Genomic DNA, 20,380 nt, shown 5'->3' on the forward strand with positions numbered 1-20,380 from the left:
CCATCACCCGATAGTCGAGTTCGTGGTGATTCAGGACAGCGTACGTACGAGCGTGCCCGCGGAACAGGTGCATGGCGACGTCGAGGTGTACGACTTCGGCCGGTCTGCTTCGCTGTCGCGCGAACACACCCGGGCACTCGAGGTCGCGTTCGAGACGTTCGCCCGCCAGTGGGCACCTGAGCTGTCCGCTCATACCCGCGGTCGCGCGCACGTCACGGTCGAACGCGTCGCGACGCAGACCTACGCGGAGTACACGAACTCCCTCCCGTCGACGACGACCATGGTGGTGTGCGCTCTGCCCGAGACGGATCGACGCATCGTCGTGCAGTTCCCGCTCTCGGTCGCGAACGTGTGGATCGTGCAGATGGTCGGTGGCCGTCCGGTCGCGGCTGGCGAGGATCGCACGCTCACCGCGATCGAGCAGGCACTGATCCGCGCGGTCATGGCGGATGCCATCACCCAGCTCACCGGCGCTTTGGGCGGACTGCTCCCGAGCGGTATCACCATCACCGGCATCCAGCACAGCTCGCAGTTCGCGCAGGTGTCCGCAGATGCAGATCTGGTGATCGTCGCGCAGCTTTCGATGCGCCTGGGAGGTCGCACAGTGCCGGCCAGCGTCATGCTGCCGGCCGACGTGATCATCGACGGCTTCTCGACACGCGATTCCGGCACCGCCCAGGTCGCAGGCACCGGCCTCATGCGACGACAGGTCGAGCTGGCTCCGGTCGAGGTCGCACTGCGCCTCGCCACACGCACCGTCCGTCCCAGCGAGGTCCTTGGGCTGTCCGTCGGCGACCTCGTGTCTCTGCCGCACTCCGCCGACCGCCCCCTCGATCTCGTGGTCGACGGGTACACCATCGCCACCGCAGCCGTCGGAACCAGCGGCGCCCGCCTCGCGTGCGTCGTGACCGCCACCGTCCCCGATCCCGCCCCCGCCGAGGAGTCCGCGTGACCAATACCACCGCCTACGAATCCGCCGTCGCCGCTGCCTTCGCGGCGAAGCTCCCCACCGCGGGAGTCACTGTCACGCGCGCCTCGCAACCTTCCGGTGACACCGGCGACGCCGTCGTCGTGTCGTACGTCGGCGAATCGAGCGGTCAGCTGGCCGTGCAGATCCTCGACCCGCAGGCGCTCATCGATGGTCTCGCGGATGCTCCGCTCACCATTCGTCTGCAGGGCGCTCTGGATGCCGCGGCCGGCGCGCTCGGCCCTGGCACTCTCGGCGAGGCGACCGTGCAGGATGCTTCACCGATCTTCTCCGACGCTCTCGCCCAGGTCTTCGATCTGCAGGACGAGACTGGGCACACGATCGGCCGTCTCGCCGTTCGGATCACGCGCGCCCCCGCCGCCACGTCCACGGCGTCTCGACGCCTGCACCGCATCGCTGGCGTCGAGATGGACCTGACCGTGGAGATCGGCCGCACCCGCATGGCGGTCCGCGACGTCCTCGATCTGGAGCCGGGTCGCATCGTCGAGCTGGATCGCTCAGCGGGCGCTCCAGCCGATGTGAAGCTCAACGGCCGGATCATCGCGCACGGCGAGATCGTCGTGGTCGACCAGGACTATGCGGTGCGCATCACTCGGATCCTCGAGAACATCGAGGTCTGATCCTGGACGACCTGCTCCTGCTGCTGCGCGTGGCCGTCTCCCTGGCGGCGGTGCTCGGTCTGCTCTGGTACCTGCAACGGCGACTGTCGCGCAGCACGGCACGCAAGCGCGACGCCGAGACGATCACAGTGCTGGGCCGTCAGGGCCTCGGCGCCAAAGCGCAGCTCGTGATCGTGCAGACCGAGGATGCCCGCTACGTGCTCGGCGTCACCGAACACGGTGTAAACGTCGTCGATCGTCTGCCGGCGGCGGACCGCCGTTCGACGAACATCCCGGTGGGAAGCGCAGCGGAGCAGAACCTCCTCACGCAGGAGAGCACACAGACGTGGCAGGACGGGCAGCAGTCTCCGGTTCACGACTTCGACCAGGCGCTCGCCGCATCCGCTGCCGAAGACGTACCGCCGCAGCGCCTGCGCGTGCGCCACCGCAACGATGCTCTGCACGGTTCTATCCTCTCCCCCAGCACCTGGCGCCAGACGGCCGAGGCCATCCGGCGCGCACGATGAGCGCTTCGTCCTCGGTGGCCCGCGGTCGCGCTCTGCGCTGGGTCGTACTGATCGCCGCCGTGCTGCTCGTGGTCGCGGTGATCACGCTGCTGATCCAGTCGCCGGCGCACGCCGCTCCGGTCACCGCCGACGTGCCGATGGCCCCGACGGATCCGGCCGATCCGGCGGAGGACTCCGAAGGCATCACGATCGACATCAACGGTGTGGACGGCTCGCCGTCGACATCCATCCTCACTCTTCTGGGCATCACGCTGCTGTCGATCGTGCCGGCACTGCTGCTGATGATGTCGTCGTTCACGAAGATCTTCGTGGTGCTGGCGATGACCCGCAATGCTCTCTCGTTGCCGACCATCCCGCCGAACCAGGTGCTCGCAGGGCTGTCGCTGTTCCTGTCGATTTTCATCATGTGGCCGGTGCTCACCGATATCAACACGATCGCGGTGCAGCCGTATATTGACGGCTCGCTGAGCTTCGCTCAGGCCGTAGACATCGGCCAGGCGCCGTTGAAGGAATGGATGCTGGCCTTCACGCGCGAGGAGGATCTCGCCCTGATGGCCCGTGCGGCAGGAGACGCGAACCCGGCGGACGCGGCGAGCGTGCCCCTGTACATGCTGATCCCCGCGTTCATGCTCTCCGAGCTGCGGGCCGCGTTCATCATCGGGTTCGTCATCTTCGTGCCGTTCCTTGTGATCGACATCGTCGTGGCCGCTGCACTGATGTCGATGGGCATGATGATGCTGCCGCCAGTGATGATCTCGCTGCCGTTCAAGATCCTGCTGTTCATCCTCGTCGATGGCTGGGGCCTCATAATCCGGTCGTTGCTGGAAAGCTACGGGGGTGTCGGATGAGCCCGGAGGCCGTGCTCGACATCGGAGCGCAGGGGCTGCTGATCGCCGCGAAGCTCGCGGCCCCGATCCTGATCACCGCACTGGTGGTCGGCTTCGCGATCTCGCTGCTGCAGTCGATCACGCAGGTGCAGGAGGTGACGCTCTCGTTCGTTCCGAAGATCGTCGCCGTCGGCATCGCGCTTCTCGTCTGTGGAAACTGGATGATCGCCGAGATCATCGCGTTCACGCACGAGATGTTCGACCGCATCCCGATGCTGCTGAGCGGGGGATGACGTGCACATCCCCGTTGACTTCGCCTGGCTGGAGGCGACGATGCTGGCAGCCGTACGGATCACCGCTTTCCTCGTGATCGCGCCGCCCTTCTCGTACGGCGCCATCCCGGCCAGAGTCAAGGCGATGCTCGCAGTGGGCCTGGCACTGGCTATGGGGTCAACGGTGGCGCCCGGATATCAGAATCTGGAGACCGCGGCGTTCTTCGGCGCACTGACTGTGCAGGTGCTCACCGGGGCGCTGCTGGGCTTCCTCGTGATGCTGTGCTTCTCTGCCGTTCAGGCTGCCGGCAGCCTGATCGACGTGTTCGGCGGTTTCCAGCTCGCGCAGGCGTTCGATCCGGCATCACAGGTCAACGGCGCCCAGTTCACCCGCCTGTTCCACCTCACGGCGATCACGCTGCTGTTCGCCTCCGGCGGCTATCAGCTGATCATCGCTGGACTCGCCCGCAGTTTCGAGGCCGTGCCGGTCAATGGCCTATTCGAGATCGCCGATCCGGCGCGGATCCTCGTCGAAGGCGTCTCACAGATGGTGCTGGCTGCCGTGCAGATCGCCGGCCCCCTTGTGCTGGTCCTATTTCTCGCCGACGTCGGCCTTGGTCTCATCACGCGCGTCGCCCCCGCACTGAACGCGTTCGCGATGGGCTTCCCGGTGAAGATCCTGCTCACTCTGATGCTCGCAGGACTGGTGTACGTCGCCCTTCCCGGCATCGTCGACGCGCTCTCCTCAACGGCCTTCAAGATGATGCGGGGGGTGAGCGAATGAGCAACAGCAACAGCGACAGCAGTGAACGCAGCGAGCAAGCCACCGACCGGCACCTGAAGGAAGCCAGGCAGAAGGGACGAATCTCCCGAAGCCAGGATCTGACCGCCTGGCTCGGAATCGGCGCGGCGGCGATCGGAATGCCAGCGACGATCGCGCTGGGGACGTCGGCCGGGACCGAGCAGCTCATCACGATGACCGCAATCGCCAAGGCCCCCAGCACCACCTCAGCGCTCGATGCCCTCGGGCGAGGACTGGCCTCGGTGCTACCCACTCTCGGCGCCATGCTCGCCACGGTCGCCATCGTCACTCTGCTGGGCGCCGCGGTGCAGGGCGGAGTGCACGTGCGCAAACTCTCCGGACGATTCGAGCAGTTCAACATCGTCTCCGGCATCCGCCGGGTATTCGGGATGCAGGCCCTGTGGGAAGGCGTCAAAGCGCTGCTGAAGACCGCGGCCATCGGAATCGCGCTGTGGATCGTGATCTCCGGCCTGATACCGGTGCTGTCCGCCAGCGGAGCACACTCGATCAGCAGGCTTCTCGGGACGGCCGCGGACGGCACCGGTGCGCTGCTGCAGACGGCGATCGTCGTGGGGATCGCTCTGGCGGTGATCGACGTGTTCGTCGTCATGCGCCGTAATAAGAAGCACACCCGAATGACCAAGCGCGAGGTGCGCGACGAGAGCAAGAGCAGCGAGGGCGATCCTCTGATCCGCCAGCAGCGACGCTCCCGTCAGCTCGCGATGAGCCGGAACCGCATGATCTCCGCCGTCGCCGGCAGCGATGTCGTCCTCGTGAACCCTACGCACGTGGCCGTCGCACTCCGCTACGAGCCGGGGCGCTCCGCCCCCAAGGTCGTCGCGAAGGGCAGCGGCATCATTGCCGATCGCATCCGTGAGAAGGCCGCAGAGGCTGGCGTCCCGATGGTGCGCGACATCCCACTCGCTCGCGCGCTGCACGCCGCGTGTGAGCTCGGCCAGGAGATTCCTGAAGACCTTTACAACGCCGTCGCCCGGGTACTGGTGTTCGTCGACACGCTTCGCCGACGCGGATCTGCGCGCGGCATCCATTCCCTTCCCCAGAGGAGGACCGTATGAAGTCCGTGCTGAGCAAGCTGGCGGTGCCGGTAGGCGTCGTCGGCATCATCATGCTGCTGGTGGTTCCGATCCCGCCGGCACTGCTGGATGTTCTCATCATCCTGAACATCATGTTCGCGCTCGTGATCCTACTGACGACGATGTTCGTGAAGAAGCCACTGGACTTCTCGGTGTTCCCCTCGCTGCTGCTGGTGGGGACGCTGTTCCGACTCGGCCTGAACGTCGCCTCGACACGGCTCGTCCTCGGCGAGGCCTACGCCGGACAGGTGATCGAGGCGTTCGGCGCGATCGCGGTCGGCGGCTCGCTGATCATCGGCGGCGTGGTGTTCCTGATCCTCGTCGTGATCCAGTTCGTCGTCGTCACCAAGGGTGCAGAGCGCGTCGCCGAGGTCGGTGCGCGATTCACGCTGGATGCCATGCCCGGAAAGCAGATGGCGATCGACGCCGATCTCAACGCCGGGCTCATCACCGACGTGCAGGCGCGCGAGCGTCGCGCCGAGGTCGCCGCAGAGGCGGACTTCTATGGCGCGATGGACGGCGCATCGAAGTTCGTCAAGGGTGACGCGATCGCCGGCCTGGTGATCATCATCATCAACATCATCGGCGGCATCGCGATCGGCATCGTCTCGCACGGGATGTCGATCGAAGAGGCCGTGAGCACGTACAGCCTGCTCACGATCGGCGATGGCCTCGTCACGCAGATCCCCGCACTGCTGATGGCCGTGTCGACCGGCATGATCGTCACCCGCTCTAACGCGGAGAGCGAGATGGGGCAGGAAGCAACTGCCCAGCTCGGCCAGAGTCGCATGGCTCTGAACATCGCGGGCTGCGCGGCCATCGTGATGGCGTTGATCCCGGGGATGCCGGTGCTGCCGTTCGTCGCGATCGGAGCCCTGCTGCTGTTCGCCGGGCAGCGGATCAAGGCCTCGCAGGTGCGGGAGGAGGCGGTGGTGCAGGCACAGACGCAGACTGCACCAGTATCCGAGAACCCTGAGGAGCTCATCGAGAAGATGCGGGTGCACGCCCTCGAGATCCTGCTGGCCCCGAACATCGTCGATCTGGTCACCGGCGGCCCGGACGATCTGCTCGCACGGGTGAAGACCCTGCGACGCCGGATCGCGCTCGATCTGGGCCTGGTCGTTCCTCCGGTGCGAACGCGCGACAGCATCGAACTGCCCCTGTCGACGTATGCGATCCGGATCGCCGGCGTGGAGGCCGGACGAGGAACAGCTCCGTCCGGATCCGTGCTCGCGCTCGGTCAAGGGCTGGACACACTGCCCGGTGTGGCAGGAGTGGACCCGGTCTTCGGCCTGGAGGGCAAGTGGATCCCCGCCGAGATGCGGCACAGCGCGGAGCTCGCCGGTGCCACCGTCATCGATCGGGCGAGTGTGATCATCACCCACCTTTCGAGCGTCATCCAGTCCGGGGCCGCACGTCTGCTGAGCCGGGAGGACGTTCGCCAACTCACCGACGCGCTCAAGCAGGTCTCGCCCGCGGCCGTCGAGGAGCTCACCCCCGCGCTGTTGTCGCTGGCCGAAATTCAGCGGGTGCTGCAGGGACTGCTGGCCGAGAGAGTGCCGATCAACGACCTCAGCCGGATCTACGAGGCTCTCGCGCTGCGCGCCAAGGTATCGACCGAACCGGACGGACTGATCGAGGTCGCACGTGCGGCGCTGGGGCCGGCGATCGCCGCGCGCTTCGCGGAAGCCGGCACGCTGCGCGTGATCATGATCAACCCGCTGCTCGAGCAGTCGATGCTGGAGAGCATTCGCACAGGCGAGGAGGGCACCCAGATCGTGTTCGACCCGCAGCGGCTCGAGGCCGTCATCAAATCCGTGAAGCAGGCGGTGGCCGGGGCCGGCGACGGTGGCGAGCCGGTGCTGGTGTGCGCGCCGACGCTGCGTTCTGCCGTTCGCCGACTCGTGTCGGCGCAGACGGACGGGCTGCCGGTGCTGTCGTACACCGAGGCGACGTCCTCGACGCTCACGATCGAGACCATCGGGGTGGTCCGCGACACGGCAGCTCTGCCTGCGCCGGCCGGCGCAGTGGCAGGTGTGACGATCCCCTTGGGTGCCGGCTCTCATGCCGCGACACAGTAGGCTGATCTGATGCTGGTGTTGACGAGGCGGATCGGCGAGAGCGTGCTGATCGGCGGTGAGATCGAGGTAACGGTTCTCGACGTCAAAGGCGACAGCGTGCGGATCGGCGTTCAGGCGCCGCGCGAGACACGCATACAGCGTTCCGAGATCGTCAAGGCCGTTGGCGAGGAGAACGCCTCAGCGGCTGCCGACTCCGGCGCTGCCGGTGTCGCTGAGAGTGCGATCGTCGAAGCGCTCGAGCGCGCCAGATCGACCGCTCCTTAGCCCGCACTCAGCGCCCTCAGCGCCCTCAGCGCTCGATCGTCACGACCCGTGTGCCGGTGACGTCACCTAGGCCGTGACCGGCTTCACACGCTCCCAGCGGTCACCGCCCATTTCACGCGCACGCAGCGCGGCCGTCCCCGCTGCCGCGACGAGATCGTCGTAGTCGTATCCCACAACGCCGACGCTCGCCCATCCGATGCTCGCGGACAGCCTCATCGTCGCGAGCGGTTTGTCGTCCCCGATGGCGGAGATCCTCCTCAGAACCGCTCGAATATGGTGCTGCACCGCCTCCTCGCTGCCATGGATGATGACGATGCTGCGGTTGTTCGCGACCCTGTCGGCATCGGCCGAGGCCGGAAGGGTATCCATGATGTCCTCATGGAACCGATCGACGAGTAGCGCGAACCCCGCTCCGGTGGATGCCTCCCGCAGATCGTCCGGATCATCCAGACGCACGTCCAGAATCGCCCAAGCCTGATCTCCCTGCGCCTGCGCCTTCGCGAGCCTGCGGCGGGCGCGGATGCCGTCACCGGAACCCGCGGCGTTGGCTGGCCCGTCGGCGCGGACCAGCAGCACGATTGTGAAGGCTCCGCAGATGCTCGTAACCAGCGTTCCGATCCCGTTCACCTCACGCAGCACGTCGAGCTGCGAGTCTGCACTCATCCCGCTCCCGAACAGCGCAAAGACGCCCCCTACGAGAGCGACGACCGCGAACGCGCAGGAAGCGAGTGCGAGCGGAAGGGTGATGTCGCGCTGCGGGCCCCTGGTTCGAAACAGCTCGACCGCGATCAGCGCGGCGAAGACTCCGGCGAGCAGGAACACGACGAGGAAGCTCACCTGAAAGAACGGCGTCCCGGTACTGACGCCGAGGATGCTCGGTCCGATCACCACGAAGGCGATCACCGGCCACCAAATCGGTCGCTTTCCGAAGTGCAAGCGCAGCCCCAGCCATACCAGCGGCTCGAAACAGAGCATCAACCCTGATGCCACGGCCTGGAGGGACCGGGAATCCAGCTGTTGCGCAGCGACCCACACGTATGTTCCAAGCATCCCGAGGCCGAAGGCCATGCCCCACACGACCGAAGCGCGGCTGGGTCTCGCGAGGGTGGTGAGCCCGATCACGATGACCGTGACCAGGGTCACGACCGCGGCCATGCTCGTCGAAAGGTCGGTGCTGATCGTCGCCTCCGCTGCGCGTGCGATCATGATGACTCCCTCCTGCTCGGTCGCCGTGGGAACCGCATCGCGACGCGGGTTCCTTCCCCCGGTGTGCTGGTGACGTCGATGGTACCTTCGTGGGCGGCGACGATGCCGTGCACGATCCCCATTCCCAATCCGGTGCCGGGGATACCGCTGAGCTTGGCTTCGTCCGATCGGAAATACGGTTCGAACAGCCGAGCCAGATCGTCCCGCGACATCCCCAATCCGTCGTCCTCGATCGTGATCTCCGCCCAAGCGTCCTGAGCGACGCCGAGATCTACAGTGATCGCCCCGCCTGCCGGAGTGTATTTCACAGCGTTGCTGAGGAGGTTATCTACCACCTGCCGCAGACGGAACGCATCGCCGTAGATCAGAAGGGTGCCAGCTCCCCCCACCGTCAGACTCTGGCCTTGGTTCGTCGCGATCGGGCGGTAACTCGCCGCAGACGCATCGACGATCTGTCGAAGATCGACCGGCTCCGAGAGCGCGGCCTGTTCGGGACGTGTCTCATCCAACGCGGTCGCCACGAGCCTCTCCATGCGCTCGCCCGCGTTCGCGATGACAGCGAGCTGCTCGTACACCTGCGGCGACAGGTCGTCACGCTCTCGCAGCAGGTCGACGTGACCGATGATGGCGGTGAGCGGATTGCGCAGCTCATGCGAGACGATGGCGGCGACCGCGCGCCGTTCCTCTACGGCCTCCAGCGCAGCGGTGACGTCGTCGATGATCACGAGCACCGTGCGCTGCCCGTCCACGTTGCTCGCGAGAGGGCTGGTGCTCACATGTAGCGCCCGCCACTGTCCCTCACTGTCGTACAGCCACACGCGTTCAGCGTTCAGCTTCTCGCCATGGGCAGCACGGGCGAGCGGCGTTCGATCCGGCGGCAGAGGTTCACCACGTCGATCGTCGTATTCGACGGCGGGTGCGGGCAATGCCGCGCCGAACCTGTCGCGACCGTACAACGCCCGGTAGGCGTCATTCATTCGCTGGATCGTGCCGTCGGCGCTCACAGCAATCAGTGCAGTGTCGAGCGCATCGATAATTTGTGTGACCCGCTGCTCGTGCGTCTCGGCACGCAGGGCCGTGCGGTTGACCTGTTCGGACTGCCGTTGCAGCAGTCGCCGCGCGGCGCGCGAGCGCTGCATCCCGACCGAGACTGTCGTCCCAAGGAAGCTCAGCGTCACGATGACGACGAGCACGCGCAGAATCGTCTCCGCTGGCTGTCCGGCGTGGCTGCTGAACGCGACGAGGCAGACGCAGATGAAACCAACCCCTACGAACACCCATGGCAGCGTGAAATATGTTGCGAGCCAGGTCACCGGGAACACCCACAGGAACCCGAGTCGGATGTCTGGAGCATTCGTCGTGAAACCGATCGCCAACGCGTCAAGCATCGGCAAGGCGACGACGGCGTTGTGTGGCATCCGATCCCACGGGATCATGAGCGTCGCCAGAGTGACCAGCACTACCAGCGCGAACCCAACGATCACGAGCGGACTCGCAAACGTCGTCGGCTTGAATGCCACGATCATTACTGCAATGGCGACCATGCTGCCCGTGAAGATCAGCTGCCAGCGCCAGATTGACGGCGTCCGGATCATGCGTCTTCACTCTCCCTGTGGCCAATGCTCAAGTCTGCCGCAAGATTACACAAAGAAGCGCCCCGAGCCGTCCCAGAAGCATCCGACACGTCCTAGCATCCTGAGTGGGGACTGAGGACGCAGTATGGGGATACTGCACTGAGGCCGCGGCATGGGGATGCCGCGGCCTCAATGGAGAGGGACAGGATGAGCAGGACCATAAGCGCGCCACTGAAGCCAAGGAAAATGCGGAAAATGCGCGATACAAGCGACACGCCAACACGGCGCCGCGGCCAGTGGGGCACCGAGAAGGCACGACTTCCGCTGCCCGCAGTGCACGACCGACCGTCGACGCGGAAGCTGATCCTCGCACGCGTCGCGATCTGGCTGACGATCGCGATGTGGGCGCTGTACGTCTTGAGCATCTCCCTGACGCTGTTCTTCTCGGGTGCGTTCGGCACGCCCTGGCGCATGATCGAGGGGGTTTCCTATGTCATAGTCGTTTCCTTCCTGATGTTCTCGGCGCTGATGTACCTGCTTGCCAGGAGCGGCGCATTCCAGCGGTTCCGTTCGCACAGCCGCGCTGCCCGCGCCGAACTTGACCGCCACTTCGCGCATGACCACCGCCCGCTTACCGTGCTCGTGCCGTCCTACGACGAGGAACCCGCCGTGGTCCACAAGACGCTGTGGTCGGCAGCCCTCCAGGAATACCCGGAGATGCGGGTCGTGCTACTTATCGATGACAACCCCTTCCCCGCCGATCCGGACACTCTCGAAAAGCTGAACACCACGCGCGCCATTGCCGCCAATATCGCCGCTGCCCTCGAGGAACCGCGTGAGCGTTTCGTTGCGGCCCTGGCTTCCTTCGAGGAAGACATGACGCTGCCGGGACAGGCCTCATATGCGCTCGGGGACCTGATCGATCAGTACCAGGGCGCCGTCGGCTGGTTGCGTACCTTCGCTGCCGCAGAGCCGCGCGAAGACCACGTCGACGACTTCTTCGCCGACGAGATTCTGCTCGGCCTTGCAGAGGACCTGGAATCGACATCGATCGCCTTGGAGATGGCCGCCGCCGAGATCGCCCTCGAGGATGCCGATGAGGATGCCGATGAGGATGCCAGTGACGATGCCACCGACACCTGCGAGGAGGATGCCGCACCGTCGCTCGAACGCATACACGAGCTGTATCGCCGACTGGTGTGGATCTTCTCCGCAGAGCTGACCACCTTTGAACGCAAGCGCTACGCATCGCTGTCTCATGAGGCGAACAAGGCGATGAACCTGAACGCGTACATCGGTCTGCTCGGTGGACGATTCGTCGAGCATGTCACGCCCGACGGCATCCTGATCCGCCCCGCAGCGAGCGGCGCGCACGCAGATCTCGACATCCCGTACTCGGACTTCGTGCTCACGCTCGATGCCGATTCGGTGCTGCTGCGCGATTACTGTCTGCGTCTCGTGCACTTCCTCGAGCAACCGGAGAACGCAAGGGTCGCGGTGACTCAGACGCCGTACTCGTCGTTCCGCGGCTCCCCGACGCGCATCGAGCGCCTCGCCGGCGCGACGACCGACGTGCAGCACATCCTGCACCAGGGCATGACCCGCTACAACGCGACGTTCTGGGTCGGTGCGAACGCGGTGATCCGCATGGAGGCTCTCGACGACATCCTCGAGATCGAGACCATCAACGGCTTCGAAGTGCGCCGGTATGTGCAGGATCGCACGGTCATCGAAGACACCGAATCCAGCGTGGACCTCACCGTGCATGGCTGGAAGCTCGTGAACTACCCCGAGCGGCTGAGCTACAGCGCCACACCCCCGGACTGGGGTTCTCTGATCGTCCAGCGTCGGCGCTGGGCGAACGGTGGTCTGCTGATCCTGCCGAAGATGTGGCGTCAGATGCGTGAGGCCCGACGGCAGCACAAACCTCTCGCGAGCGCGGAGGTCGCGCTCCGCATGAACTACATGGCATCCATCGCCTGGGCGAGTTTCGGTCTGATCTTCCTGCTGGTGTATCCCTATGACAGCAGGCTCGTGAGCCCATTGATCCTGATCGGAGCGTTGCCATACTTCATTGCAATGGCCAGCGACCTGCACTATTCCGGGTACAAGAGAAGCGACATCTTTCGGATCTACGGCTTCAACCTGATCCTGCTGCCGGTAAATCTGGCCGGCGTGCTCAAGTCTCTGCAGCAGGGCATGACCGGTCGGAAGATCCCCTTTGCCCGTACCCCAAAGGTCAAGGACCGCACGAGCTCGCCGCTGTTGTACATCGTCGCGCCGGTCGCGATCATCGCGTACTCGGTGTTCGTCGCGTGGCGCAGCTACCTGGACGGGTCGTGGTGGACGCTCGGATTCTCGAGCTTCAACGCCGTCTGCGCGACCTGGGCGTTCCTGGAGAACGTCGGCATCCGCGGTGCGATCGTCGACACGTGGATCGGGCTGACCGACTGGATGTGGGTCGATATCGAGCGCCCGGAGCGCGATGAGGAGCCCACCAAGACCACCCCGGATTGGCGCACGATGCTGCATGAGGGCCATCCGGCACCCGGCACACCTGGGGCCAAGGCCGCCCGTGAGACCGTCGAATCGCCGCCGAGGATGGCAGAGATGGCAGAGCCAGCCGAGCCGCGCGAGCCTGAGTTGGCAGGGGTGCATTCATGACGCGCACCCCAAGTACCAGTGGCCGTCATCCCCACAAGCGGCTGTCACCATGGCGGGTGCTGATCGGGGTCGGCGCAGCCGTGGCGGTGCTCGCCGGCGCGATCGGCGTACCTGCTTACCTCGCCGAGAGCGCCCCGGCGGTGACTCAGACGGCCGGCCCGCAGTGGTTCGGCGGGTACTTCGACGTCACCGCTGCCGACGTCACGGCCAGGGCCACCAGCGGCAACGGCAGCGACAACACTGTTGTGCTGGCGTTCATCGTCGCGGCATCTGCCACGGACTGCACTCCATCCTGGGGCGGATACTACAACCTCGCGGATGCCGGTGAGGATCTCGACCTCGACCGACGCGTCGATGGGATGCGTCGTGACGGCGCGCATGTCGCAGTGTCGTTCGGTGGTGCGCTGAACACCGAGCTCGCTGTGGCGTGCACGTCGACGTCTGACCTGGTGGATGCCTACGCGGCTGTGCTCGATCGCTACTCGGTGACGACGATCGACCTGGATCTAGAGGGCGCCAACCTGACCGATACCGTCGCCGGCGCGCGCCGCGCAACGGCCATCGCTGAGCTGCAGCGTCAGCGTGAGGCCGACGGTGGCGCTCTGGATGTCTGGGTGACTCTGCCGGTGGCGCCCGATGGTTTCACGGATACCGGCAGGGATGCCGTCCGGGTGCTGCTGGAGGCAGGCGTCGAGCTGACCGGCATCAACGCGATGACGATGGATTACGGTACCGATCTGGACGATCGGAGCATGGCCGAGGTCTCGATCGGCGCGCTCAACGCCGTGCACGATCAGCTGACCTCGCTCTACCGCGAGATGCGGATCGGGCTGCCGTCAGCGGGTGCGTGGGCTGTCATGGGCGCCACTCCGATGATCGGCCAGAACGACGTAGCCGCGGAGGTCTTCACTCTTGGCGATGCCGAAGAACTGAACACTTTCGCCGTGGAGCACGACCTTGCCCGCATGTCGATGTGGTCGATCAATCGCGACCGCACGTGCGGACCGAACTATCCCGATGTGTCAGTGGTCTCCGACTCGTGCAGCGGCGTGGCCCAGGGCACGACGACGTTCACGAGCGCCCTGGCCGCCGGTTTCGACGGGATGCCGTCGGATGCTGCTGCACCATCGGCATCCGAGCCGGTTCCAGACGACCCGGAGACCAGCCCTTACCCGATCTGGAGCGAGGACGTCTCGTACTCGAGCGAGGTGCGCGTCGTGTGGAACGGCTACGTGTACGTCTCGAAATGGTGGGTTCGTGGGGGCCCGGATCCTGACGACCCGACCCAGACCGCGGATTCGACATCATGGGTTCTTGTGGGTCCGGTCATGCCGGATGACGAACCGTTCACGCTGCCGACCGTCCCGGGCGGGACCTATCCGGAGTGGAGCGTCGACACGATCTATCAGGAGGGCGACCGCGTCGTCGTGGACGGTGTGCCGTTCGAGGCCGGATGGTGGACGCAGGGCGAAGACCCCACTGATGGGATCACCGATCATGATCGGTCGCCCTGGCAGGTCGTCGGGTGATCGCCGGTCAGAGCCCTGAATCTGCGGGCGTGAGCCGGTATCCGACACCGCGGACGGTCTCGATATATTGGGGATCGACGGGGTTGTCGCCGAGTTTGCGTCGCAGGTTCGCCATGTGCGCCTCGATCACGCGTTTGTCCGGCTCACCGACATAGTGGGAAGAGGAGCCGAAGGCTTCGCCGCGCAGCACAAGCGCGAGGTCGGACTTGCTGCGCACCCGGCGCTTCGATTCGAGCAGAGTCGCGAGCAGATCGAACTCGGTCGGGGTGAGCTCGATCTCCTGCTGAGCAACGAGCACGGTGTGCGTCGCAAGGTTCAGGCCGATGTCACGATGCGAATCCCAGCGGTCGGCAGGGTTGTTCGGGTCGATCGTCGGGATCGCCGACGTGGCCGTCGGGTTGCGTGCGGGAACCGCCGGTCCGGCATCCATCTGGGAGGCTTCGAATGCCTGCGCGTGCTCTACTCGCGGGCGGCGCATCAGCGCTTCGATCCTCGCCCGCAGCTCACGCGGGCGGAACGGCTTGATCACGTAGTCGTCGGCACCCGAGCTCAGCCCGAGGACCACATCGGACTCCTCGGCGAGCGCGGACAGCATCATGATGAAAGACGAGCTGACATTGCGGATTCGGCGGGCCACCTCGAACCCGTCGATGCCGGGGAGGTTGATGTCGACCGTAGTGATGGCAGGGTCGTGCTCCTCGACCGCGGCGATGCCGTCGAGCCCCGAGGCGGTCAGAATCACCTCGAACCCGGCCGAGCGGAACACCGCATCGAGCAAACTGCGAACGTCAGGATCGTCTTCGATGACCACGGCCACCTTTGGCCGCGCGGATGTGACGCTCATTGCAGCCCCCTCAGGCGTTCCGGGAAGCGACACGCATCGAAGCCGCACATTCCTCGTTTCCGGAAGTATAACTGTGTCTTACCGCAGGGGTCGCGCATGGCCGCTCCCCCACGGCTCCGCCGACCAACTGCGACACCTCGCGCCGACACCACCCACACAACCCACCGGCAGGGGTCGCACATAGCCGCTCCCACACGGCAATGCGACCAACCGCGACACCTCGCGCCGCGCCCTCAGCGCTCGATGTGCTCGATCGTCACGACCCGCGGAGCATCAGCATCCAGGTCTTCGTCTGCGACGCCGTCATCGGCGACGCCAACCGGGCGCTCGAGTTCGATATCCCACCAGGAATCCGCGATCGACGACGCCATCTCGCGACCCCACTCGACCACGACGACCGAGCGCGCGAGATCGACGTCGAGATCGTCGAGCTCCGCCGCCGATCCCAGTCGATAAGCGTCGACGTGCACGAGCGGGGCGCGTCCGACGAGTGAGGGATGCGTCCGGGCGATGACGAAGGTCGGGCTCTGAACGGGTCCGCGCACGCCGAGTCCCTCGGCAAGCCCCCGCGTGAAGGTCGTCTTGCCCGCCCCGAGGGGTCCGGTGAGCACCAGCAGGTCTCCGGCATCCAACTGTTCGCCGATAACGAAGCCCAGCCGCTCCATGGCGTCCGAGGTCGCGATCTCGCGACGTCCGAGGAAAGCCGGATCGACGCTCATGCGCTCCTCCGCGGCACCCGGTTTCCGATGCGCGTGACGATCTCGTAGTTGATGGTGCCTGCCGCATTCGCCCACTCGGTGGCAGACGGGGCGCCCAGAGTCGGGTCTCCGAACAGCACCACCTCATCGCCCACCGCGACGTGGGTGTCGCCAACGTCGACAACGAACTGGTCCATCGCGATGCGGCCCGCCACCGTAAACCGATGGCCGTTGATGACGACAGGACCACGTCCGGATGCCTGACGAGGGACGCCGTCGGCATAACCCAGCGGAATCAGAGCGAGGGTCGTGTCGTGGTTCGCGCGATGGTCGTAGCCATACGAGACGCCGGCACCGGCGGGCACGCGTCGCACGGCGGCAACCGCACCGCGCAGAGTCATGGCCGGTCGCAGCCCGAGCTCGGCCGACGAGCGGTCATCAAACGGCGACAGCCCGTAGATCCCGATGCCGATACGAACGGCGTCGAGGCGCGTCTCGGGCAGGTCGATCGCGGCGGCAGTGGCGGCGATGTGGCGGATCTCAGGGCGAATACCAGCGGATGCTGCGGCATCCACCCCCTCGTTGAACCGGGCGAGCGCTTCACGGTCGTCCTCGGGCGAGGCGTTCGACAAATGGCTGAAGAGACCGACGATGCGCAGGCGACCAATGCGTTCCAGGCGCGCAGCCTCAGCGAAGATGCGACTCCAGTCGCTCGGTGCGATTCCGTTGCGAGAAAGACCTGTCTCGAGCTTGAGGTGCACGCTGACGGGCTGATTGACGCCGGCCGCAGCCCCGGCGGCTTCCAGCTGGTCGAAGGACGAGATACCCACCTCAATACGGTTGGCCGCGGCAAGCTCGAATCGCTGGCCCGGCTCGTGCAACCACGCCATGATCGGAGCGTTGATCCCCTGGCGCCGCAGATCGAGTGCTTCGGCGATCTCGGCAACACCGAGCCGAGTAGCACCGCCCGAGAGCGCGGCCACGGCAGCCGGCGCAGCGCCGTGACCGTAAGCATTGGCCTTGACGACGGCGATGACCTCGACGCGGGTGAGACGGCGAATGTGCCGGGTGTTGTCGGCGATGGCATCCATCTCGATGGTGGCCTCGCGGAACGGAACGGTCATGATTCTCCCTCGGCGACGCGCGGTGCTCCTTCGGCGACGACGAAGGCCGTGGCAAGACCCGCATCGTGCGACATGGTCAGGTGCAGGTGCAGGATGCCGCGCTGCTCCACGACGTCGGCCGTTGTGCCCGACAGCCTGAAATATGGTCTGCCGGACTCTTCTGACGCGATCTCGATCTCAGTCCAGTGCACCCCGTCGGATCCGCCGAGCGCCTTGATCAACGCTTCCTTCGCGGCATAGCGTGCGGCGAGCGAAGGAAGTCTGAGCGTGCGCTCTGACGGTGCGAAAAGTCGCTCCAAGAGCCGCGGGGTTCGGGACACAGTGCGCTCGAACCGCGGAATGTCGACGAGGTCGATGCCGGTCCCGATAATCACGGTTCCAGCCTACTCGGGCCGATCTACTCGACCGTGACGGACTTCGCGAGGTTGCGTGGCTGGTCCACGTCGAGGCCCTTTGCCGTGGCCAGCGCCATGGCGAAGATCTGCAGCGGAACGACCGTGAGAAGCGGCTCGAACATCGCACCCGCGAGCGGGATCCGGATGACCTCGTCGGCGAACGGCAGCACAGCGGCGTCGCCCTCTTCGGCAATCGCGATCACGCGAGCCCCACGCGCCCGGATCTCCTGAATGTTCGAGACCACCTTGGAGTGGATCAGCGCCGAGTGACGCGGCGACGGCAGGATCACGAACACCGGCTGGCCCGGCTCGATCAGCGCGATCGGACCGTGCTTGAGCTCGCCAGCGGCGAACCCCTCAGCGTGGATGTACGAGATCTCCTTGAGCTTGAGCGCGCCCTCGAGCGCGATCGGGTAGCCGACGTGACGACCGAGGAACAGCACCGAGCGGGTGTCGGCCATCCAGCTCGCCAGCTGCGAGACGTGCTCGTGCTCTTCCGCCAGCACGCGCGCGATCTTCTCGGGCAGTGTGGTGAGTTCCTCGACATCCGTTGAATCGGCAGGAAGCGTCGAACGCACGCGACCCATGTGCAGGCCGAGCAGCAGCAGCGCGGTGATCTGCGCGGAGAATGCCTTTGTGGATGCGACGGCAACCTCGGGGCCGGCGTGGGTGTAGACCACGGCGTCCGACTCGCGAGGAATCGTCGCGCCCTGGGTGTTGCAGATCGACAGGGTGCGCGCGCCGCGCTCGCGGGCATACTTGACGGCCATCAGCGTGTCCATGGTCTCGCCGGACTGGCTGATCGAGATGACGAGCGTGTCGTCGCCGATTACCGGGTCGCGGTAGCGGAACTCGTGCGCGAGCTCGACGTCGGTCGCGATGCGGGCCCACTGCTCGATCGCGTACTTGCCGACGAGGGCTGCATAGGATGCCGTGCCACACGCCGTGATGATCACACGGTTGATACCGATGAAGAGCTCGTCCAGTCCCTCGAGCTCGGGAATGATGACCTGTCCGTCCTGCACGCGGCCGCGGATGGTGTTCGCGACGGCCTCGGGCTGCTCGGAGACTTCCTTCGCCATGAATGAAGACCAGCCACCCTTCTCGGCGGCGGCGGCATCCCACGAGACCTCGAACGGCTCAGCCTCGACCGGGTTGCCTTCGAAGTCGGTGACTGTGACCGCAGAAGGAGTGATCGAGACGATCTGATCCTGGCCGATGGCGAGCGCCTTGCGCGTGTGCTCGACGAAGGCGGCGACGTCGGAGCCGAGGAAGTTCTCCCCCTCGCCGAGGCCGATCACCAGCGGCGAGTTGCGGCGGGCGCCGACGACGAGTCCGGGGTGGTCCTGGTGCATCGCGAGAAGAGTGAAAGCGCCCTCGAGACGGTTCACGACATCCTGGAACGCGGTCTGCAAGTTGCCGCTCTTGGCGTACTCCCGGCCAAGCAGGGCCGCGGCGACCTCGGTGTCGGTCTCGCTGCGGAAGGTGGTGCCGGCGGCGAGCAGTTCCTCGCGCAGCGCGGAGAAGTTCTCGATGATGCCGTTGTGGATGACGGCGAGCTTGTCGTCGTCAGCAAGATGCGGGTGCGCGTTGACGTCGGTGGGCCCACCGTGGGTCGCCCAACGTGTGTGGCCGATACCGGTGTTGCCGTCATTGAGCGGGGACTCAGCGAGCGAGTCGCGCAGCATGCTGAGCTTGCCCGCTTTCTTGCGCATGCCGAGGTCGCCGTTGCCGTCGATGATCGCGACGCCAGCGGAGTCATAACCGCGATATTCGAGGCGGGCAAGGCCGGCGATTAGGATGTCCTGGCTGGGGCGCGGGCCCACGTATCCGACGATTCCACACATGCGCTCAAGGGTACGGCCGAAAATTTGCGAGGGTTCTGAACGAACTGCGTCCCCGCAACGCCCAGGGGTCGCACATGGCCGCACACCCCACCATGACACGACAACCAACGCCACCTCACCCGCCCGACCGGCAACCCCGCCGACGCCCAGGGGTCGCACATGGCCGCATAACCCACCACGACACGACAACCAGCGCCACCTCACCCGCCCGCCCGGCACCCCCGCGACGCCGAGGGGCCGCACATGGCCGCACAACCCGCCGCGACGCGACAACCAGCGCCACCTCGACCGCCGCAGCGAGACATTCCCCCACGTGACCGGCCCTCCCTCTATGGTGAGATCGTGCCGACTTCCTGGAATGTGGCGATCGTCGATGATCATGCCCTGGTCGCGCTCGCTGTCGGCCCGCTGATCGAGAGTGCCGAGGAACTTTCCTTCGTCGGTGCTGCCGCCACTGTCACTGATCTGCTGTCCCGCCGCATCCCGCTGGACCTGGTCGTCCTCGACCTTCTGCTTCGTGACGGATCGCAGCCGGCCGAGAACATCCAGCGACTGCGGGCGGCGGGCGCAGAGGTGCTGGTGCTGACCTCCGGCGACAACCGGTTCCTGCTGCGGGAGGCGCTGCGCGCCCCGACCCTGGGGGTGGTGCGCAAGTCCGCACCACCAGAGCAGATCCTGCAGGCGATCCGCACCGCCGCATCAGGAGAACCGGCGGTCACCGGCGAGTGGGCGATCACTCTGGACTCGGATCCGGAATTCGCCACCGCCCCTCTGACCGCACGCGAACGAGAGGTGCTGTCGCTGTATGCGTCCGGTGTGGGCGCGAAACAGGTCGCCAACGCTCTGCACATCACTGAGAACACCGTGAACGACCACCTCAAACGCATCAAACTGCTGTACCAGCGGCTCGGACGCCCCGCGAACACCAAGGTCGACCTCTACCGGCGGAGCCTCGAAGACGGCTACCTCCCGCCGCCCGCAGAATGACCGCCCGCAGAATGACCGCCCGCAGAATGCCGCCCACCAAATGACCCACCGCAGAATG

At 65.9% G+C, this 20,380-nt stretch carries 19 protein-coding genes; 12 read left to right on the forward strand and 7 right to left on the reverse strand.

Annotated features, from left to right (window positions below; genetic code table 11):
* The first annotated feature begins 22 nt into the window (after positions 1 to 22).
* From AC1C2O_RS07540 to csrA, 9 genes are read left to right on the forward strand one after another with little or no spacing between them, the layout of a single operon-like run.
* The gene (locus AC1C2O_RS07540) at positions 23 to 952 is read left to right on the forward strand and encodes a flagellar motor switch protein FliM (RefSeq protein ID WP_495429810.1); all 930 of its coding nucleotides are present in this window, start codon (positions 23 to 25) and stop codon (positions 950 to 952) included.
* Entirely contained in the window at positions 949 to 1,608 is a 660-nt protein-coding gene (gene fliN, locus AC1C2O_RS07545) for a flagellar motor switch protein FliN (RefSeq protein ID WP_495429811.1), read from the forward strand. Before AC1C2O_RS07540 ends, fliN begins: the two co-directional genes overlap by 4 nt.
* Before the next feature lie 29 nt (positions 1,609 to 1,637).
* Positions 1,638 to 2,114, forward strand: a complete 477-nt coding sequence (locus AC1C2O_RS07550; protein WP_495429812.1) for a FliO/MopB family protein — start codon at positions 1,638 to 1,640, stop codon at positions 2,112 to 2,114.
* On the forward strand, positions 2,111 to 2,962 hold the full coding sequence (gene fliP / locus AC1C2O_RS07555; RefSeq protein ID WP_495429813.1) for a flagellar type III secretion system pore protein FliP: 852 nt from the start codon (positions 2,111 to 2,113) through the stop codon (positions 2,960 to 2,962). The genes AC1C2O_RS07550 and fliP overlap by 4 nt, the downstream gene beginning before the upstream one ends.
* On the forward strand, positions 2,959 to 3,234 hold the full coding sequence (gene fliQ, locus AC1C2O_RS07560) for a flagellar biosynthesis protein FliQ (RefSeq protein WP_495429814.1): 276 nt from the start codon (positions 2,959 to 2,961) through the stop codon (positions 3,232 to 3,234). Before fliP ends, fliQ begins: the two co-directional genes overlap by 4 nt.
* A gap of 1 nt (position 3,235) precedes the next feature.
* Complete coding sequence (locus tag AC1C2O_RS07565; RefSeq protein ID WP_495429815.1) at positions 3,236 to 3,997, forward strand: flagellar biosynthetic protein FliR; 762 nt, start codon at positions 3,236 to 3,238, stop codon at positions 3,995 to 3,997.
* A complete protein-coding gene (locus AC1C2O_RS07570; protein ID WP_495429816.1) occupies positions 3,994 to 5,091 on the forward strand; it encodes an EscU/YscU/HrcU family type III secretion system export apparatus switch protein in 1,098 nt (365 codons plus the stop codon). The genes AC1C2O_RS07565 and AC1C2O_RS07570 overlap by 4 nt, the downstream gene beginning before the upstream one ends.
* Positions 5,088 to 7,190 carry a flagellar biosynthesis protein FlhA gene (locus AC1C2O_RS07575; RefSeq protein ID WP_495429817.1) on the forward strand — a complete coding sequence of 701 codons (2,103 nt, stop codon included), beginning with the start codon at positions 5,088 to 5,090 and terminating at the stop codon, positions 7,188 to 7,190. The genes AC1C2O_RS07570 and AC1C2O_RS07575 overlap by 4 nt, the downstream gene beginning before the upstream one ends.
* Before the next feature lie 9 nt (positions 7,191 to 7,199).
* Complete coding sequence (csrA, locus tag AC1C2O_RS07580; protein ID WP_495429818.1) at positions 7,200 to 7,454, forward strand: carbon storage regulator CsrA; 255 nt, start codon at positions 7,200 to 7,202, stop codon at positions 7,452 to 7,454.
* A gap of 66 nt (positions 7,455 to 7,520) precedes the next feature.
* On the opposite strand, the gene AC1C2O_RS07585 is transcribed toward csrA, so the two are convergent.
* Entirely contained in the window at positions 7,521 to 8,660 is a 1,140-nt protein-coding gene (locus AC1C2O_RS07585) for a hypothetical protein (RefSeq protein WP_495429819.1), read from the reverse strand.
* Positions 8,657 to 10,255, reverse strand: a complete 1,599-nt coding sequence (locus AC1C2O_RS07590) for a sensor histidine kinase (protein ID WP_495429820.1) — start codon at positions 10,253 to 10,255, stop codon at positions 8,657 to 8,659. Before AC1C2O_RS07590 ends, AC1C2O_RS07585 begins: the two co-directional genes overlap by 4 nt.
* 234 nt (positions 10,256 to 10,489) lie before the next feature.
* On the opposite strand from AC1C2O_RS07590, the gene AC1C2O_RS07595 reads away from it, so the two are divergent.
* Together AC1C2O_RS07595 and AC1C2O_RS07600 are read left to right on the forward strand one after the other, a co-directional pair.
* Entirely contained in the window at positions 10,490 to 12,898 is a 2,409-nt protein-coding gene (locus AC1C2O_RS07595; RefSeq protein WP_495429821.1) for a glycosyltransferase family 2 protein, read from the forward strand.
* Positions 12,895 to 14,427 carry a chitinase gene (locus AC1C2O_RS07600; RefSeq protein WP_495429822.1) on the forward strand — a complete coding sequence of 511 codons (1,533 nt, stop codon included), beginning with the start codon at positions 12,895 to 12,897 and terminating at the stop codon, positions 14,425 to 14,427. Before AC1C2O_RS07595 ends, AC1C2O_RS07600 begins: the two co-directional genes overlap by 4 nt.
* 7 nt (positions 14,428 to 14,434) lie before the next feature.
* On the opposite strand, the gene AC1C2O_RS07605 is transcribed toward AC1C2O_RS07600, so the two are convergent.
* From AC1C2O_RS07605 to glmS, 5 genes are all read right to left on the reverse strand, one after another.
* Positions 14,435 to 15,271, reverse strand: coding sequence for a response regulator transcription factor (locus AC1C2O_RS07605; protein WP_495429823.1), 837 nt, complete (start codon positions 15,269 to 15,271; stop codon positions 14,435 to 14,437).
* A gap of 233 nt (positions 15,272 to 15,504) precedes the next feature.
* Entirely contained in the window at positions 15,505 to 15,990 is a 486-nt protein-coding gene (gene tsaE / locus AC1C2O_RS07610) for a tRNA (adenosine(37)-N6)-threonylcarbamoyltransferase complex ATPase subunit type 1 TsaE (protein WP_495429824.1), read from the reverse strand.
* Complete coding sequence (gene alr, locus AC1C2O_RS07615) at positions 15,987 to 17,093, reverse strand: alanine racemase (protein WP_495429825.1); 1,107 nt, start codon at positions 17,091 to 17,093, stop codon at positions 15,987 to 15,989. Before alr ends, tsaE begins: the two co-directional genes overlap by 4 nt.
* Positions 17,090 to 17,467, reverse strand: coding sequence for a holo-ACP synthase (locus AC1C2O_RS07620; RefSeq protein WP_495429826.1), 378 nt, complete (start codon positions 17,465 to 17,467; stop codon positions 17,090 to 17,092). Before AC1C2O_RS07620 ends, alr begins: the two co-directional genes overlap by 4 nt.
* A gap of 23 nt (positions 17,468 to 17,490) precedes the next feature.
* Positions 17,491 to 19,335 (reverse strand): glutamine--fructose-6-phosphate transaminase (isomerizing), encoded by a 1,845-nt coding sequence (gene glmS, locus AC1C2O_RS07625; protein ID WP_495429827.1) that lies wholly within the window; start codon positions 19,333 to 19,335, stop codon positions 17,491 to 17,493.
* A 342-nt stretch (positions 19,336 to 19,677) separates the two neighbouring features.
* Here glmS and AC1C2O_RS07630 point away from each other — a divergent pair, with 342 nt between their 5' ends.
* Positions 19,678 to 20,322 carry a LuxR C-terminal-related transcriptional regulator gene (locus AC1C2O_RS07630; RefSeq protein ID WP_495429828.1) on the forward strand — a complete coding sequence of 215 codons (645 nt, stop codon included), beginning with the start codon at positions 19,678 to 19,680 and terminating at the stop codon, positions 20,320 to 20,322.
* The last annotated feature ends 58 nt before the right edge of the window (positions 20,323 to 20,380 follow it).

Source organism: Microbacterium sp. Y355 (assembly GCF_059445345.1).

What these genes read in the sequence shown, in the direction of transcription:
- AC1C2O_RS07600 (WP_495429822.1), top strand. Translation starts at nt 12,895, where the DNA reads ATGACGCGCACCCCAAGTACCAGTGGCCGTCATCCCCACAAGCGGCTG.
- AC1C2O_RS07575 (WP_495429817.1), top strand. Translation starts at nt 5,088, where the DNA reads ATGAAGTCCGTGCTGAGCAAGCTGGCGGTGCCGGTAGGCGTCGTCGGC.
- AC1C2O_RS07605 (WP_495429823.1), bottom strand. Translation starts at nt 15,271, where the DNA reads ATGAGCGTCACATCCGCGCGGCCAAAGGTGGCCGTGGTCATCGAAGAC.
- glmS (WP_495429827.1), bottom strand. Translation starts at nt 19,335, where the DNA reads ATGTGTGGAATCGTCGGATACGTGGGCCCGCGCCCCAGCCAGGACATC.
- alr (WP_495429825.1), bottom strand. Translation starts at nt 17,093, where the DNA reads ATGACCGTTCCGTTCCGCGAGGCCACCATCGAGATGGATGCCATCGCC.
- AC1C2O_RS07590 (WP_495429820.1), bottom strand. Translation starts at nt 10,255, where the DNA reads ATGATCCGGACGCCGTCAATCTGGCGCTGGCAGCTGATCTTCACGGGC.
- AC1C2O_RS07570 (WP_495429816.1), top strand. Translation starts at nt 3,994, where the DNA reads ATGAGCAACAGCAACAGCGACAGCAGTGAACGCAGCGAGCAAGCCACC.
- AC1C2O_RS07585 (WP_495429819.1), bottom strand. Translation starts at nt 8,660, where the DNA reads ATGATCGCACGCGCAGCGGAGGCGACGATCAGCACCGACCTTTCGACG.
- tsaE (WP_495429824.1), bottom strand. Translation starts at nt 15,990, where the DNA reads ATGAGCGTCGATCCGGCTTTCCTCGGACGTCGCGAGATCGCGACCTCG.
- AC1C2O_RS07595 (WP_495429821.1), top strand. Translation starts at nt 10,490, where the DNA reads ATGCGCGATACAAGCGACACGCCAACACGGCGCCGCGGCCAGTGGGGC.
- fliP (WP_495429813.1), top strand. Translation starts at nt 2,111, where the DNA reads ATGAGCGCTTCGTCCTCGGTGGCCCGCGGTCGCGCTCTGCGCTGGGTC.
- csrA (WP_495429818.1), top strand. Translation starts at nt 7,200, where the DNA reads ATGCTGGTGTTGACGAGGCGGATCGGCGAGAGCGTGCTGATCGGCGGT.
- fliQ (WP_495429814.1), top strand. Translation starts at nt 2,959, where the DNA reads ATGAGCCCGGAGGCCGTGCTCGACATCGGAGCGCAGGGGCTGCTGATC.